The organism is Alkalimonas cellulosilytica, from assembly GCF_036325985.1.
In the GTDB taxonomy this organism is placed as follows: domain Bacteria; phylum Pseudomonadota; class Gammaproteobacteria; order Enterobacterales; family Alteromonadaceae; genus Alkalimonas; species Alkalimonas cellulosilytica.
This window is the reverse complement of record NZ_JAUHLI010000021.1, coordinates 1-15,152: the sequence shown is the minus strand read 5'-3', so window position 1 is coordinate 15,152 and position 15,152 is coordinate 1. Positions and strand designations below refer to the sequence as shown.

Here is a 15,152-nt window from a genome sequence, read left to right as displayed (position 1 = left end):
GAAATAGCAAGTTGTATACCACTGTGATCAAAACCAGACCCGATAGAGCAAGTTGGCGCGTGTTTTGCTTTTAAAACGTATCGCCTACGGAGATTGATGATGAACAAAATCCTGATTATGTGCAGTTTGCTGCTGGTGTCGGCCTGTAGTCTGGTGGCAGATCGCCATGTGGAGTGGGAGAGCGTACCGCCTGAGCAGTTTCCAGTGCTGCGGGCGGTGGGTTATGCGCCTTTGTCACTGCAGCCTGGCGAAGACGAGCAACATAAAATGTTGATGGCATTGCAGGCGTCCAAATTAGATGCTTACCGTGAGCTGGCCGAGCAGGTTTATGGGATGCGTATTGATGCCAATACCAGCATGCAGCAACTGCTGCTGCGCGATGAACAGTTAAGAGCGTCTGTGCAGGGGGTAATACGTGGTGCCCGTGTGGTAAAAAGCTACCCGGTTGGGGATGCTTATGCTACTGAGTTGGAGTTGGATTTTCGGAATGTGTATGAGCTCTATCAAGTACAACAACCGCAGCGCCGGATAAGGCATGTGCGCTATTACTGATGCGGTTTTTGAGCTAAGGCAGACTTAGGCTTTAAAACCTTTGCCTTTATGATCGACCGCAGGTTTCCCTTTACGATCGTAGGTCAGGCCTGACTTGCCATGCAGTTGCAGCAATTCATTTTTAAAATGCTGTAAGTTCAACTGGCTTTGTTCCAGTGCTATCCGGTTTACTTCATTTTGTTGCTTACAACTGGCAAGCAGCTGATCCATCTCGGTAATGGCTTGTTTAAAATTATCCGTTTGTTTAGCCTCCTGCAGCTCGGGGTGCTCTGCGATCTGCTGATCCATCTGCTGCAAAGACTCCAGACAGGCCACTTTCTGTTGGCCCAGGCTTTCCAGTTCATCGGGTTGGCGGCTGGCTATAGCGGCAATTTCTTGCCGCAATAACGAAAGGAGCACATCCAGGTGCTCCTTTTGTTGTACGAGTAGGGTGTTCAGATCAGTGGTTGTCATCAGTTTTTGCGAAAAATTTCGCTCTCAAATTGCATAATGCGTTTGGCCAGTTGCTCAACATTAATCTGGTACTTACCTTCGGCAATTGCACGTTTAATTTTTTCAACCTTTTCCTGATCAATACCAGTACTATTGTTGGCTTTTTCTTGCAAGCGTGCCATTTGCTTGGCTTGCGGTGTGATGGACACCGAATCCTGCTTGGCTTGCGCTGCCGTGGGTTGTGGTGTTGCCGCAGCTTGCTTTTGCTGCGTCACCTGCTGCCGCTGGTTGGTTTGTTCAACCGTTTCTTTCTTTACCTGATTGCCAGCATTGGCTGGCGGGGTGTTATTAATTTGACTGACCATCTGAAACCTCTACCTACTGATCAAACTCCCTATGCTCATACTAACGGCAGGGATACAGAAAACTTTAGCTATTTTTCTGTAAAAAACATCAAAAGTGTACTTTTACTTCATTGACTGCCGTTACTCTGGCTTCAATCAGCTGATTTGACTGCCGGTTGCGGATGCGAATCACATCCCCCAAGCTGCCATCCTGCTCAGCGATACCTGTAGCGCTGACACTCAAGCTTGCATGATCTACATGAATTGTAACAACATCGCCACGACATACAAGACAAAGATCTTGCAAGCTAATAATTTGGCCCAGACTGATGGCTCTGCGGTTGCGGGCTCCTAAAATGAATTCAGGATTATCTACCGGAGTGCCGCGCTGTAAACGCCGTTCTCGCTGTTCCAATTGCAGCATATCGCTTGTTAAACGGGTGCCGGGTGATACGTTTTGACGGGCAACCACCACCAGGACGACATCGGTGAAACGGGCAGGGATAAAAAGTTGCCAGGGCTGTGGCCCTTCACAGCGAATTTGCACCGTGGCCTGACGATTGCGCAGAGCACCAGGCAGGCTTAATTCTAAAGGTAAAGCACAGCTTTTTATGCCAATGCGGGGATCCAAGCCCTGCAGCTGCCATTCTCGCTCAGCTTGTGCGTCGTCTTGTTGGGTGTCATTCAGCCATTGTCGTGCCAGTTCGGTCAGCTCTTCCGGCGAATAGTGATTTAACGGCTCATTGGCTGATGTAGCCGCAGTGGTGAAAATAACCACAATTAACAGGATAATTTTGGCAATGAAGCTGATTTTATCGTACATTTTCATAAGGTTTCGGCTATGCTTAGTGACACGTTTCAATATGAAGCTAGTGTCAAAATTCAGGCGGTGTGCGCAAAAAGCGCCTCGTTGCCGTCAATTAGCAAGTATCGTAGCAAGAATCGATCCCCTTTGCCCGCCGACAGGAGCTGCTGATGGCAAGTATTTTAGATTCCGTAAATCAACGCACGCAACTGGTCGGTCAAAACCGCCTCGAGTTGTTGCTGTTTCGGCTGCCTGGAAAACAGCGCTACGGAATCAATGTATTTAAAGTGCGTGAAGTACTGCAGTGTCCTAATTTAACGGCCTTACCCAAACGCAATAAGTGGGTGAGAGGCATCGCGCATGTCCGCGGCCAAACCATCTCGGTGATTGATCTTAGCCTGGCCATTGGCGGCAAACCGATCAGCGACCTGTCGACCAGTTTTGTGGTGATAGCCGAGTACAATCGTTCTGTACAGGGATTTTTAGTCGAAGGCGTTGAACGGATCATTAATATCAACTGGGATTCCATTATGGCACCACCGGAAGGTACTGCCGGTAAGCAAAGTTACCTGACAGCGGTGACTGAAGTGGATGGTGAACTGATTGAAATTCTTGATGTGGAAAAAATTCTGGAAGAAATCAGTCCATCACCAACCCAGGTCAGTGATCGTATTTCAGCAGCTGCTGTGCAGCATGATTTGGGTGAGCGCTTTATTTTGATTGCTGATGACTCGGCGGTTGCGCGCAATCAGGTGAAAAAAGCACTTGAGAATCTTGGTGTCAAAATGCATCTGGTTAAAAACGGCCGTGAAGCCTTTGAGTTTCTGCAGCAAACGGCAGCCGAATGCGACTCGTCCATTACTGAAAAAGTAGGCTTGCTGATTTCTGATATCGAAATGCCGGAGATGGATGGTTATACCCTGACCGCTGCCATTAAAGCTGAAGCTAAATTGCAAAAACTGCATGTCATTCTACACACCTCTTTGAGTGGGGTTTTCAATCAGCAGATGGTAAAAAAAGTTGGAGCGGATGATTTTATTGCTAAGTTTAATCCGGATGAGCTGGCTGAGTCTGTTCAGAAGTGGCTGCATGTCGATTAATGGCAGTTAAGGAACCCACCGATGTCGAATCGTGAGCTGCAAGACAGCGAATATAAGATGTTCCGTGATTTTCTGGAGCAACAATGCGGTATTGTACTGGGAGATAATAAGCTATATCTGGTAAAAAGCCGGTTAGGTCCCCTGATGGCTCGTTTTAATGTGGCCTCTTTATCCGAGCTGGTGGCCAAAACACTGAGCCCATTTGAGCGGCAGCTACGCTCTGCAGTCATTGATGCGATGACAACCAACGAAACGCTGTGGTTTCGTGATACCTATCCATTTGAACTGCTAAAAAAACAGATTTTGCCTGAACTGGAAAAAACCAGCCGAACCTTAAAAATCTGGTCGGCGGCCAGCTCTTCCGGTCAGGAGCCTTACTCGATTGCCATGACTGGCCTGGAATACCAACAAAGCCGACCGGGCTCCTTTAGCCTGGGCATTCATGTGTTGGGTACCGATATTTCCAACACCATGCTGGAGCATTGTCAGCGTGCTGAATACGATGGCCTGGCGTTATCGCGTGGTTTATCACCGGAGCGGCGGGCAAAGTTTTTTGAAGACAGCGGCAACGGCATGATGCGGCTAAAAGCTGCCGTGCGGAAGAATGTCAGTTTCCGCCATCTGAACTTACTGGATAGTTATGCCCTGTTGGGGCAGTTCGATATTATCTTTTGCCGTAATGTACTGATTTATTTCTCGCCAGAGGTGAAAGCCAAGATTATCCGACAGTTCGCCGGGGCTTTAGGGCCGCGTGGTTACCTGATTTTAGGCGCTTCTGAGTCGTTATCCAGTGTGAACTCTGACTTTGAAATGATTCGTTGTAACCCAGGAATTATTTACCGCAAAAAGGCTTAATGCCTGCTACACCTACCTAAATCACACTCAAAAAAATATTTGGCCCATCTTTTGCTTTGTTTTCATCAGTAGGACGGAAATGAGGCAAATGCCATGTCAATTAGTTTCAAAAATGCCTTTGGTATGCACCCGGAAGCGATGGTGATACGCGAGCAGCGTACCCAGGTGCTGGCCGAAAATATCGCCAATGCTGATACGCCCGGTTTTAAAGCGCGTGACCTTGATTTCCAGCAAGCCCTGGCCAATGCCCAGCACCGGCAGGGCCGAATGGCTGCCCGTACCCACGAAAAACATTTTGCCATCGATAGCTCGGTACGCAAAGAGATGCAGTATCGCAACCCGGATCAGCCCGATACCGGTGATGGCAACAGCGTCGATATTCACCGTGAGCGGAACTTGTTTATGCAAAATGATTTGGCGTATCGCACCAGCTTGCAGTTTCTGGATGGTCGGATTAGCAGTTTGAAAAAAGCAATCAAAGGACAATAATCATGAGCTCTTTCAAAGTCTTTGATATTGCCGGCAGTGGAATGACTGCGCAGTCTGTGCGGCTTAACACCACGGCCAGCAACATTGCCAATGCCAACAGTGTGAGCAGCAGCATCGAGCAAACCTATCGTGGTCGGCATCCGGTGTTTGCCGCCGAACTGGCAGAGGCCAGACGGATGCAGGGGGAGGTCTCTGGTGTGCAGGTGTTAGGCATTGTCGAGTCCGATGCTCCACTGAATATGGAATACAACCCAAATCACCCATTGGCGGATGAAAATGGTTTTATCTACAAGCCAAACATCAACGTGATGGAAGAAATGGCCAATATGATTTCAGCCACCCGCTCCTACGAAACCAATGTGAATACCGCAGATGCGGCCAAGAAAATGTTGATCCGGACACTGCGTCTTGGTCAGCAACAGTAATGAGGGCTGAGTGATGACCATCAATGCAACCAATGGCCTGAGTCGCGATCTGTACTGGCAGGACGACAACAAAGTACCGGAGAGAAACAATGGTGCTTTAACCCAGGCTGATTTCTTTGCTTTGCTGACACAACAACTGGCGTTTCAGGATCCCACTAAGCCGGTGGAGAATGATCAGATGATTGCTCAGATGACCAATTTCACCATGGCCGATGGCATCAGCTCGCTCAATACCAACTTCAAAAGCTTTGCTGAGAGCATGAGTTCAAATCAGGCACTGCAGGCATCCTCTTTGGTCGGGCGTAGTGTGCTGGTGCCGTCTTCCGAGATGGTATTTACCGGCCAGGATTTATCCCGCGGCATTATTGATTTTGAACAGCGCGCCACCAATGTGCGGGTCCGTATTGAAAAGCCTAATGGGGAACTGGTGCAAACCATTACCATTCCTGAAGTCGCGGCTGGTAAGTTTGATTTTGTGTGGGATGGTACCAACTCCAAAGATGAAGACATGCCGCCTGGAGTATACAAAATCAAAGTCGATGCCAACATGGGTGGGGAGAACCAGTCGGTACCGGTCATGGTGTATGCGCCGGTTTCCAGTGTCAGTTTAGGTCAGGCAGGTAAGGGAATTACCCTGAACCTGGTTGGCTTGGGTGCTTTTAAATTATCAGATGTTCGTGAAATTTCATACGCTTAGTGGCTGCAGCCATCAGCTTGGATACGAGGTGAGTTATGAGTTTTAATATCGCGTTAAGCGGCCTGGCCGCAGCACAAAAAGATTTGGACGTTACCGCCAATAACATTGCCAACGTCAATACCACCGGCTTTAAAGAGTCGCGGGCCGAGTTTGCCGATGTGTATGCAACCTCGATTTTTGCATCGGGCCGCACCAAGGTGGGAGACGGTGTCACGACCTCAGTGGTGGCTCAGCAATTTAATCAGGGAGCCTTGCAATTTACCAATAACTCACTCGATCTGGCCATTACTGGCGAAGGTTTCTTTGCCACCACTCCGGATCGTTTGTCACGCGATTTTACCTATACCAGGGCAGGCAACTTTAAACTGGATAAAGACAACTTTATTGTTGATAACCGCGGCAATTTTTTGCAGGGCTTTAGTGTGGATCCATCCACTGGGCAGAATCAGTCAGTAAGCTTGAGTACCACTCAGCCGATTTCTATTCCAACAACTGCTGGTGCACCACGAGCAACGAACAATGTGTTTGTGACTGCAAACTTAAACTCGTCTGAAATTGTGATTGGTGCAGCTTTTGACCCAACTGACCCAGCAACTTACAGCCACTCTACCTCAGTTACTGTGTATGATAGTTTGGGTGAGCCTCATATTTTGAGTATGTATTTCCGTAAGTCTGCTGTGGGTGAATGGGAAGCTTTTGCTGTTTGGGATGATAACACAGCAACACCGCCGGGACCGGGCAGCTGGTTCGGACCTGAAATACTTGAATTTGACTCCAGTGGTGAGTTGATTGTGCCACCAGAGCCTGTTTTAACTTTGCCGTTCGCGTTGTTGAATGATCCAGCAAATGGTTATCTGACCAACGGAGCTCAATTCTTGAATGATGTCGAGATCAATTTCCGTGATGCATCAGGAGTGCGTCGCCCAACTCAATACGCAGCACCTTTTGATGTGACTAATTTAAGCCAGGATGGTACTACCGTTGGTAATCTGACCGGTGTCGATATTGATGCTTTTGGCCGGGTACTGGCCACTTATAGCAACGGTGATGAAGAGTATCTGGCTCAGGTGACTTTGGTACAGTTTGCTAATGTGCAGGGGTTAAAACAAGTGGGCAACACCTCCTGGCAACAGACCATTACTTCGGGTGAGCCTATTGCCGGCCAGGCCAATGTCGGTACTTTTGGTGCGATTAACTCTTCGGCGTTGGAGCAATCGAATGTCAACCTGACCACCGAGTTGGTGGATCTGATCAGTGCCCAGCGAAACTTCCAGGCCAACTCACGGGCATTGGAAGTGAACAGTACCTTACAGCAGACCATTCTGCAGATCCGATAAGTTACTTTCTTGCTTTGCAAAGCCACCTGCGGGTGGCTTTGTTGTTTCTGTAGGCAGCTGCATTTTATGGCACTTGTTTTGCATTAATTTAGCTAGCAACCCACAACCACGCCAATTAGCAGGAGGCCGTGATGGATAACTTGCTTTACATCGCCATGAGCGGAGCCAAAGAGAATCAGCATGCCATCAGCGTGCGTGCCAATAACCTGGCCAATGTTGGTACCACAGGCTTTAAAGCTGATTTTGAACAGGCCAGGGCCATGCAAGCTTTTGGTGCCGGTTTACCGACCCGGGTGTTTTCGATGACCGAGCGTCCTGGTCATAATTTTGACGCTGGTCCTTTGGTGATGACCGAGCGCGATCTGGATATTGCCATCAAAGGTGATGGCTGGTTTGCCGTGCAATCGGTCGATGGCAGTGAGGCTTATAGTCGGGCAGGCAGTTTGCAGATTAATGCCTTTGGCATGCTGGAAACCGCCAGCGGCTTGCCTGTGATTGGCGAAGACGGCCCCATTCAACTGCCTTTGCCATTGGCCAAAGTCGAAATCGGCCAGGATGGGACTATTAGTGTATTGCCGCAAGGTGCCCCGGCTGAAGCATTGTTTGAAGTGGGCCGCATTAAGTTGGTGAACCCAGAGCTTGCCGACATTGAAAAAGGCCTGGACGGTTTGTTCCGGCGCAAAGATGGCGTGGTCGAGCAAGAAAGCCCGGAGGTGGTGCTGATTAACCGGGCGCTTGAGCGCAGTAATGTGAATGCAGTGGCAGAAATGACGCATATGATCAGCCTGCAGCGACAGTTTGAAATGCAGGTGAAAATGATGCGTAACGCACAACAAATCGATCAGAAGCAAGACTCGCTTCTGTACATCATGGGTTAAGCGAAGGAGGCAATCATGCATCCAGCATTGTGGATTAGTAAAACGGGCTTAGATGCCAAACAACGGGATATATCGGTTATCTCGAACAACCTGGCCAATGCCAGCACCATCGGTTTTAAAAAAAGCCGGGCGGTGTTTGAAGATTTACTGTACCAGAACGTCAATCAGCCAGGAGGGCGCTCATCGCAAAACTCCGAGTTACCCAATGGTTTGATGATAGGTGCCGGTACCAAGGTGGTGGCCACCCAGAAAAACTTCACCCAGGGCAACATGATCACCACAGAAAACAGCCTGGACTTGATGATCCAGGGCCATGGTTTCTTTGAGATCCTGATGCCGGATGGCACCATTTCCTACACTAGAAATGGTCAGTTTACGGTGGATCAGGATGGCAATATGGTCACCTCGGGAGCTGGCTTTCCATTGGAACCAAATATTGTGGTGCCGCCCGAGGCGACCGGCATTACGGTTTCGCAAGATGGTGAGGTGTCAGCAAGGATCCCGGGCCAGGCTGATAATGCGGTGCTGGGACAGATCACCGTCACCAACTTTATCAACCCGGCGGGCCTGGAGCCCATTGGGCAAAATCTGTTCCGCGAAACGGCGGCCAGTGGCGATCCGGTGCAGGGCATTCCAGGGCTGGAAGGTTTGGGCTTGATTGTGCAAGGGGCGCTGGAAACGTCCAATGTCAATGTGACGGAAGAGCTGGTTAGTCTGATAGAAAGTCAGCGGGTCTATGAGATGAATTCCAAAGTGATTTCATCGGTGGATCAGATGCTTGGCTTTGCCATTCAGCAACTTTAATTGATGGAGGCGGTGATGCGAATTTTAGCTACGGTTACCTGTGGACTCGTGCTGGCCGGTTGCTCCAGTATGCAGCCGCCCAAGCAAGACGATCCATTTTATGCCCCGATGCCGCCAGCGCCTGCGCCCAGAGCCATTGAGCGCAATGGTTCCTTGTTCCAGGCACGTTACGCCAACAGCATGTACTCGGACAGCCGGGCGCGACGGGAAGGCGACATCATTACAGTAGTGCTCAGAGAGCGGACTCAAGCTTCTAAGAATGCCCGCACGGAAACTCAACGCGATAGCAGCCATCAGATTGATCCCATCGTAGGCTTGGGGGGGCGGCAGCTCAATACCATTCAACTGGGCACCAACAGCAGCAATGATTTTAAAGGCGATGCTAAGTCGAACCAAAGCAATAGTTTGACTGGGGATATCACCGTCAATGTGATTGAAGTCCAACCCAATGGCAACCTGGTGATCCGGGGCGAGAAGTGGCTACAACTCAATACTGGCAGAGAATTTATCCGGTTAACCGGTATCATCCGGCAAGAGGATGTCGAGCGCGATAACACCATTGAGTCGAATAAAATCGCCAATGCCCGCATTGAGTACAGCGGTACCGGCGCATTTCACGGTGGTCAATCTCCAGGCTGGCTGACCCGGTTCTTCTCTGGGCCTGCCTGGCCGTTTTAAGAGGTGCGTATGAACAACTGGCAACGCTTGATCGTCTTTAGCTGCATGCTGCTAACTGCTTCTGTGCAGGCCGCCCGGGTGAAAGATGTGGCGGATGTACAAGGGGTACGCAGCAACCAACTGGTGGGCTATGGTTTGGTGGTGGGTTTACCGGGCACCGGTGAGCAGAGCCCTTTTACCGAGCAAAGCTTTCGCGCCATGTTATCCAACTTCGGCATTAATTTGCCACCTGGCTCCCGCACCCAGATCAAAAATGTGGCTGCTGTGGCGGTGCATGCTGAGCTGCCGCCTTTTGCCAAGCCGGGTCAAAACATTGATGTGACCGTATCTTCGGTCGGCAGTGCCAGCAGTTTGCGTGGTGGTACTTTGCTGCAAACCTTTTTGGTGGGACTGGATGGTGAGGTCTATGCGGTGGCCCAGGGCAGTTTGATTGTCAGTGGCCTGGGTGCTGAGGGCATGGACGGCTCCAGGATCATGGTCAATACACCAACCGTAGGTCGTATCCCGAATGGGGCAACGGTTGAGCAGGAAGTGTCATCGCCATTTGCCGAGGGCGATTACATCACTTTCAATCTGCACCGGCCGGATTTCACCACGTCGCGCCGTCTGGCCGAGACCATCAATGAGTTCATCGGTCCGGAAACTGCGTATTCACTGGATGGCTCTTCCATCCGGGTGCGGGCGCCACGTGATATGAGTCAGCGGGTGGCCTATTTGTCTACCCTGGAGAACCTGACTTTTGAACCAGCCAGCAATTCAGCACGCATTATTATCAATTCCAGAACCGGCACCATCGTGATTGGCAAAGAAGTGCGGCTCTTTCCAGCAGCGGTAACTCATGGCGGTTTAACCGTGACCATTGCCGAGAACCCCAGGGTCATTCAGCCAAACCCCTTTGCTGGGGGGGAAACCATGATAGAGGAGAGCAGCATTATTGATGTGAACCCGGAGCGCTCCCGCATGTTTAAATTTGACCCTGGTGTCACGCTGGATGATCTGGTTCGCACCGTCAATGCAGTAGGGGCTGCGCCAGGTGATCTGATGGCTATTTTAGAAGCGCTCAAAGAGGCCGGTGCCATTCATGGCGAGCTGGTGGTGATCTAGGAGCATAACGATGGACTCGATTCGCCAACCGCTGTCGTACCATGACATCAACAGCCTGCAGCAAATACGCCAGTCGGCAGGGCAGGATGAAAAGCAAGCCTTGCGGCAGGCCGCAGAGCAGTTTGAAGCCATTTTTATGAACATGCTGCTTAAAAGCATGCGTGAAGCCAATGCGCACTTTGAAGCCGACGGCATGATGCATAGCGAAACCACCCGATTTTACCGCGATATGCATGACAACCAACTGGCCTCGGATTTGTCGCAAAGTGGTAGTTTGGGGTTGGCGGACTTGATAGTCCAGCAACTGGATCCAACCGCTGCGGTGAGCAGTCAACGTCAGCCTGTTCCAGGCGATTTATTGATGCCGCAGCCGATCCAGCGGCAAAGCTTGCAAAAGCGAGCACGGGTTGCAGCAACTGCTGATAGTGAGCCGCAAGCGTTACCTGTGATGGTCGCGAACCAACCCAGTCGCTGGCAGGTATCCTCACCGGCCGAGTTTGTCGAGCGTTTGTTGCCTGCTGCCCGGGAGGCAGCGGCTGCACTGGGGCTTGATCCTTTGGCCTTAGTGGCGCAAGCCGCTCTGGAAACGGGTTGGGGTCAGCATATGATTCGCACGGCCAATGGTGAGAACAGTTACAACCTGTTTGGTATTAAAGCCAGCCGGGGCTGGCAGGGTGATACCGCGGTGGTCGATACGCTGGAGTACCGCCAGGGGGTGGCGCAAAAAGAAAAAGCCAGGTTCCGTGCCTATGCATCGCCAGAGCAGAGTTTGCAGGACTATGTGCAGTTCATCCGTGGCAGTGCCCGCTATCAGGATGCGGTGAAAGTTGCCTCGGACAGTGTGGCGTATTTTCGTCAGTTGCAGGCGGCTGGTTATGCTACAGATCCAAATTATGCAGAGAAAATTAAGTCGGTGCTCAGTAGCCCGACGATCCGGGCCTTTCGCAGTGCAGCTCAAGATTAACGGGTACTGGCCGATACTAACTATGGTTGGTGGTAACAAACACTTTGGTGGAGTCGCAAGATGTCGGATAACTTACTCAGAATAGGGTCTTCAGCCGTCATGGCCAGCAGTACCTTGCTGAATACCACCAGTAATAACATTGCCAACATCAATACTGAAGGCTATGTCCGCCAACGTACTGAATTTGAAGCGCAAATCCTGGGGCTGGGTGTTGGCAAAGGCACTACCGAGAGGCTTGTCAATGAATTTACCTTAAAGCAGCTGCGCCGGGATACCTCAGCCTACGCCTTTTCCAGACAGTATCTGGATGAAGCCAATCGGGTGGATGCACTTTTTTCCAATCCTGCCAACAGCATCGCAACCGGCATGAATCAGCTGTTTGATCAATTCCAGATTGCCAATAACGACCCAACAACGCTTGCTAACCGTCAGCTGATCATCGGCAGTTCGGAAGCCTTGCTCGATCGTTTTAACACCATGTCGACCCTGGTGTTGGATCAGGATTTATTTATCAACCAGCAACTGGATATCTATGTCGATGAAAGCAATGGTTACATCAAGCAAATTGCGCAGCTGAATAAAGAAATTGCCAGTTATGGTACTGGCGCCAGTCGTCCTATTCCGCTGAATTTACTTGATAAGCGTGATGAAGCGATTCGTAAGTTATCGGAGATGGTCGAAATTCGCACCCTGGATGCCAAAAACGGTGAGAAGTTGGTGTTTATGGCGACTGGCCAATCTTTGGTGGTTGAAAATGGTGACTTCTCCTTGCTGGCCGCCCGTGGAAATCCGGATCCATCCCGCAAAGAGTTACGCTTGCAGCTATCAGGTAATACCAATGTCATTCGCGACATCAATGTAAAACAGCTGGGTGGCAAGTTGGGGGCGCTGATTGCATTTCGGGAAGAAATCCTGGACCCAACGCAAAATAAGCTTGGTCAGGTAGCGTTATCTTTAGCTGATGCGCTGAACGAGCAAAACAAACTGGGTATGAATTTAAATGGTGAGCTCGGCGGTCCGCTATTTACCTTCCCCACCTTTAGTGGCTTTCCTTATCAAAGCAACAGTGCTGGCTCCAGTCTGACTGGAACCGTAGAAGCTGGGGAGGGTAGTAAGATCCCTCCCAATGATCTGCGCATTACCATTACATCTCCAACGGAAGTGACGGTAGAGGCGGTTGATTTAAAAGGTAATGTCATTGCTGGCTCAGCGATCGTGGTGCCAGTAGCAGACTTTTCCCAACCAATTACCGCAGCCGATGCCGGTGGCGATCTCTATGGTTTTACCTTTACAGTCACTGGTGCTGTTGGCGATCAGTTTGAGTTTAAACCATTAGCCACAGCAGCGCGGCAAGTCGGGATGGCGACCACCCGGCCTGAAGACATTGCACTGGCTTCTCCCATCCGGATTGATCAAACACTTGGTAATCTGGGCAATGGGAAAGTGGCTAACTTGCAGGTGACAGATACCACACCAGCCACAGCACCGGACTATGGTTTTACAGCACCTTCCGGTCTGGTGAATGGTCCCTGGACTGTGACCTATCTGGGTGGTGATAGCTTCCAGATTGAAGACAGTGGTGGCGCTGTCATAGGGACCGCTAACTTCGGTTCGGCCAACTACCAGAATCTATTTGCAGAAGCCGGTGTGGATGTTGGTTTCGATTTCTCCATCAGCGGTATTCCTAGTGCTGGTGATACCTTTACCATTGAATTTAACAGCGGTGGTTTTAATGACAACCGCAATGGCCTGTTGCTGGCGGGACTGCAAACCGACACGACAACCACCCGGCTCAATGCGCTTTCCACCCCTGGTGGTGTCAATAGCGCCAGCTTTAACCAGACTTATGCCTCCATGGTAAGTTTAATTGGTGAGCGAACCAACCAGGCACGCAACAGCGAAGCGGCGAATGATGCTTTGTTGCAGCAAAGCAAGTTGTGGTTCGAGTCCCTATCGGGTGTGAGTCTGGATGAAGAAGCCGCCAACCTGATCCGTTTTCAGCAGACCTATCAGGCAGCAACCCGCATTCTTTCTACATCACAAACCATTTTTGACACTCTGCTCTCGGCTGTGAGGTAACAACCATGCGTATGTCTTTTAATATGAAGTTCAATCAAGGCCTAAATGGAGTCATCAATACCAATGCCAAGATGACCAGGGCTCAGGAGCAGTTGACCAGGCAGACTCGTATTTTGACACCTGCGGATGATCCAGCGGCTTCGGCTAAGGTATTAGGGCTGGATCAAAATCTAGCGCAGACCGAGCAGTATCAGAACAACTCTATTTTGCTGAGAAATAATTTGGCATTGGAAGAAACGGCTTTAACGAATATGCGTACTTCCATGGATCGAGCTCGTATCCTTACTATTGCAGCTGGTAATGGTGCATATGCTGATCAGGATTTACGGGCACTTTCAGCAGAGTTACGTAATATTCAGGTAGAGCTTCTTGACTTGATGAATACACAGAACTCTGAAGGTGGTTATATTTTTTCAGGTTATCAGGATAAAAACATGTCTTATGTATTTAATCCGGTGACTGAGAGTTTTGAGTTTCAGGGCGATGACGGGCAAAAGTCATTACAGCTTTCTGCCACCATTGCATTGGCTGGTAACGATAGTGGGAAGTTTGTATTTGATGATATCAATGGGCGCTATAAGACTACTGAAGCACTGATTAGTGCTGGTGGAGCAACCTCGGCTGCAGTAACGGTTAGCAATCAGAGTCGTTTTGATCGTTTTTACCGCGAAAATTACGACAGCCTCAACCCGGCCAATAATGATTATAATGTTGTACTTACCGCGCCAGATCTGTACGAGATACAACGTAATGGTGCTTCTTTGGTGCCTCCGGTAACAGGAACTTTCCAACCAGGACAATCCATTTCGTTTCAAGGCCTTGCCATTGATATTAACGGGCCAGCCGTGCCGGGCCAGGTTGATTTTTCATTGGAAGCCCCCCGTAAGGTCAATATCCTGGACACACTGAGTGAGTTTATTCAGATTTTGGAAGATCCCAACATTAATCAAGCCATATTGGATGAGGGTATACAGGATGCGCTGGTACAGATCACTAATGCATCAGATCGGGTGGATAATGTAATGGCCAATATAGGCGGCCGGATCAATGTATTGGACAGTGTGTTCGAGACCAATGAAGATCTAAAAATTAATAATAAGTCGTATAGGGCAGACTTGTCAGAAGTGGATTATGCGAAAGCTTTAACTGAAATTACCAAACAGGAAATTGCTTTGCAGGCGATTTCAGCCACCTTTACTAAGGTTTCCGGTGTGTCTTTGTTTGATTTTATCCGCTAAAGCTTTATGCAGATAAATACTTTAAATATGGTTTAGCCTGCATTTTTGGTAGCTAACCAAAAAAAACTTAAATTTCTCTAAACTTCTGTCTGTGGCTTCCGATAAATAAGTATCTGAGTTGATGTTGCAATGAACGGACAGCATCAGGGTACAGCGCCACAGGCAGGAGACTTACCATGTCACTTTACGTCAATACCAATACATCTTCTTTGAACGCGCAGCGTCAATTGTTCAACTCCGGTAATGCACTGGATGTGGCCTTTAAGCGCTTGTCCTCTGGCTTTCGCATCAACAGCGCTGCTGATGATGCGGCCGGCTTGCAAATCTCGAATCGACTGACCAGTCAAATCAATGGTCTGGATCAAGCTGCC

At 49.7% G+C, this 15,152-nt stretch carries 18 protein-coding genes; 15 read left to right on the top strand and 3 right to left on the bottom strand.

Features of this window, described 5'->3' with window-relative positions:
• The first annotated feature begins 99 nt into the window (after positions 1-99).
• Positions 100-552 carry an LPP20 family lipoprotein gene (locus tag QWY20_RS16540; RefSeq protein WP_330130147.1) on the top strand — a complete coding sequence of 151 codons (453 nt, stop codon included), beginning with the start codon at positions 100-102 and terminating at the stop codon, positions 550-552.
• Positions 553-576: 24 nt separating this feature from the next.
• Here the strand turns inward: QWY20_RS16540 and QWY20_RS16535 are convergent, their stop codons facing one another.
• The 3 genes from QWY20_RS16535 to flgA all read right to left on the bottom strand — a co-directional run bounded on the left by QWY20_RS16535 (position 577) and on the right by flgA (position 2,157).
• Positions 577-1,005, bottom strand: coding sequence for a flagella synthesis protein FlgN (locus QWY20_RS16535; protein WP_330130116.1), 429 nt, complete (start codon positions 1,003-1,005; stop codon positions 577-579).
• A complete protein-coding gene (gene flgM / locus QWY20_RS16530) occupies positions 1,005-1,349 on the bottom strand; it encodes a flagellar biosynthesis anti-sigma factor FlgM (protein WP_330130115.1) in 345 nt (114 codons plus the stop codon). Before flgM ends, QWY20_RS16535 begins: the two co-directional genes overlap by 1 nt.
• An 88-nt stretch (positions 1,350-1,437) precedes the next feature.
• Positions 1,438-2,157, bottom strand: a complete 720-nt coding sequence (gene flgA / locus QWY20_RS16525; protein WP_330130114.1) for a flagellar basal body P-ring formation chaperone FlgA — start codon at positions 2,155-2,157, stop codon at positions 1,438-1,440.
• Positions 2,158-2,303: 146 nt separating this feature from the next.
• Here flgA and QWY20_RS16520 point away from each other — a divergent pair, with 146 nt between their 5' ends.
• The 14 genes from QWY20_RS16520 to QWY20_RS16455 all read left to right on the top strand — a co-directional run.
• The gene (locus tag QWY20_RS16520) at positions 2,304-3,233 is read left to right on the top strand and encodes a chemotaxis protein (RefSeq protein ID WP_330130112.1); all 930 of its coding nucleotides are present in this window, start codon (positions 2,304-2,306) and stop codon (positions 3,231-3,233) included.
• Between the two features lie 21 nt (positions 3,234-3,254).
• A complete protein-coding gene (locus tag QWY20_RS16515) occupies positions 3,255-4,088 on the top strand; it encodes a CheR family methyltransferase (protein WP_330130111.1) in 834 nt (277 codons plus the stop codon).
• A 93-nt stretch (positions 4,089-4,181) separates the two neighbouring features.
• Positions 4,182-4,577, top strand: coding sequence for a flagellar basal body rod protein FlgB (flgB, locus tag QWY20_RS16510; RefSeq protein ID WP_330130110.1), 396 nt, complete (start codon positions 4,182-4,184; stop codon positions 4,575-4,577).
• 2 nt (positions 4,578-4,579) lie between these two features.
• Positions 4,580-5,002 (top strand): flagellar basal body rod protein FlgC, encoded by a 423-nt coding sequence (gene flgC, locus QWY20_RS16505; protein WP_330130109.1) that lies wholly within the window; start codon positions 4,580-4,582, stop codon positions 5,000-5,002.
• A 13-nt stretch (positions 5,003-5,015) separates the two neighbouring features.
• Entirely contained in the window at positions 5,016-5,699 is a 684-nt protein-coding gene (locus QWY20_RS16500; protein WP_330130108.1) for a flagellar hook assembly protein FlgD, read from the top strand.
• A gap of 35 nt (positions 5,700-5,734) precedes the next feature.
• Complete coding sequence (gene flgE, locus QWY20_RS16495; RefSeq protein WP_330130107.1) at positions 5,735-7,036, top strand: flagellar hook protein FlgE; 1,302 nt, start codon at positions 5,735-5,737, stop codon at positions 7,034-7,036.
• 131 nt (positions 7,037-7,167) lie between these two features.
• Complete coding sequence (locus QWY20_RS16490) at positions 7,168-7,914, top strand: flagellar basal body rod protein FlgF (RefSeq protein WP_330130106.1); 747 nt, start codon at positions 7,168-7,170, stop codon at positions 7,912-7,914.
• A gap of 15 nt (positions 7,915-7,929) precedes the next feature.
• Entirely contained in the window at positions 7,930-8,718 is a 789-nt protein-coding gene (gene flgG, locus QWY20_RS16485; protein ID WP_330130105.1) for a flagellar basal-body rod protein FlgG, read from the top strand.
• Between the two features lie 15 nt (positions 8,719-8,733).
• Positions 8,734-9,396 carry a flagellar basal body L-ring protein FlgH gene (flgH, locus tag QWY20_RS16480; protein ID WP_330130104.1) on the top strand — a complete coding sequence of 221 codons (663 nt, stop codon included), beginning with the start codon at positions 8,734-8,736 and terminating at the stop codon, positions 9,394-9,396.
• 9 nt (positions 9,397-9,405) lie between these two features.
• Positions 9,406-10,500 carry a flagellar basal body P-ring protein FlgI gene (locus QWY20_RS16475; protein WP_330130103.1) on the top strand — a complete coding sequence of 365 codons (1,095 nt, stop codon included), beginning with the start codon at positions 9,406-9,408 and terminating at the stop codon, positions 10,498-10,500.
• 10 nt (positions 10,501-10,510) lie between these two features.
• Positions 10,511-11,464: a flagellar assembly peptidoglycan hydrolase FlgJ gene (flgJ, locus tag QWY20_RS16470; protein ID WP_330130102.1), complete on the top strand. Its 954-nt coding sequence runs from the start codon at positions 10,511-10,513 to the stop codon at positions 11,462-11,464.
• A 60-nt stretch (positions 11,465-11,524) separates the two neighbouring features.
• A complete protein-coding gene (gene flgK, locus QWY20_RS16465; protein WP_330130101.1) occupies positions 11,525-13,543 on the top strand; it encodes a flagellar hook-associated protein FlgK in 2,019 nt (672 codons plus the stop codon).
• 5 nt (positions 13,544-13,548) lie between these two features.
• Positions 13,549-14,781, top strand: a complete 1,233-nt coding sequence (gene flgL, locus QWY20_RS16460; RefSeq protein WP_330130100.1) for a flagellar hook-associated protein FlgL — start codon at positions 13,549-13,551, stop codon at positions 14,779-14,781.
• Positions 14,782-14,957: 176 nt separating this feature from the next.
• Positions 14,958-15,152 (top strand): flagellin N-terminal helical domain-containing protein (locus QWY20_RS16455; protein ID WP_456237684.1); only part of this gene is annotated, 195 nt, incomplete at its 3' end.

Bases quoted from the DNA above. Each gene is read 5' to 3' on its own strand.
- QWY20_RS16540 (WP_330130147.1), top strand. From the start codon at position 100: ATGAACAAAATCCTGATTATGTGCAGTTTGCTGCTGGTGTCGGCCTGT.
- QWY20_RS16535 (WP_330130116.1), bottom strand. From the start codon at position 1,005: ATGACAACCACTGATCTGAACACCCTACTCGTACAACAAAAGGAGCAC.
- flgM (WP_330130115.1), bottom strand. From the start codon at position 1,349: ATGGTCAGTCAAATTAATAACACCCCGCCAGCCAATGCTGGCAATCAG.
- flgA (WP_330130114.1), bottom strand. From the start codon at position 2,157: ATGAAAATGTACGATAAAATCAGCTTCATTGCCAAAATTATCCTGTTA.
- QWY20_RS16520 (WP_330130112.1), top strand. From the start codon at position 2,304: ATGGCAAGTATTTTAGATTCCGTAAATCAACGCACGCAACTGGTCGGT.
- QWY20_RS16515 (WP_330130111.1), top strand. From the start codon at position 3,255: ATGTCGAATCGTGAGCTGCAAGACAGCGAATATAAGATGTTCCGTGAT.
- flgB (WP_330130110.1), top strand. From the start codon at position 4,182: ATGTCAATTAGTTTCAAAAATGCCTTTGGTATGCACCCGGAAGCGATG.
- flgC (WP_330130109.1), top strand. From the start codon at position 4,580: ATGAGCTCTTTCAAAGTCTTTGATATTGCCGGCAGTGGAATGACTGCG.
- QWY20_RS16500 (WP_330130108.1), top strand. From the start codon at position 5,016: ATGACCATCAATGCAACCAATGGCCTGAGTCGCGATCTGTACTGGCAG.
- flgE (WP_330130107.1), top strand. From the start codon at position 5,735: ATGAGTTTTAATATCGCGTTAAGCGGCCTGGCCGCAGCACAAAAAGAT.
- QWY20_RS16490 (WP_330130106.1), top strand. From the start codon at position 7,168: ATGGATAACTTGCTTTACATCGCCATGAGCGGAGCCAAAGAGAATCAG.
- flgG (WP_330130105.1), top strand. From the start codon at position 7,930: ATGCATCCAGCATTGTGGATTAGTAAAACGGGCTTAGATGCCAAACAA.
- flgH (WP_330130104.1), top strand. From the start codon at position 8,734: ATGCGAATTTTAGCTACGGTTACCTGTGGACTCGTGCTGGCCGGTTGC.
- QWY20_RS16475 (WP_330130103.1), top strand. From the start codon at position 9,406: ATGAACAACTGGCAACGCTTGATCGTCTTTAGCTGCATGCTGCTAACT.
- flgJ (WP_330130102.1), top strand. From the start codon at position 10,511: ATGGACTCGATTCGCCAACCGCTGTCGTACCATGACATCAACAGCCTG.
- flgK (WP_330130101.1), top strand. From the start codon at position 11,525: ATGTCGGATAACTTACTCAGAATAGGGTCTTCAGCCGTCATGGCCAGC.
- flgL (WP_330130100.1), top strand. From the start codon at position 13,549: ATGCGTATGTCTTTTAATATGAAGTTCAATCAAGGCCTAAATGGAGTC.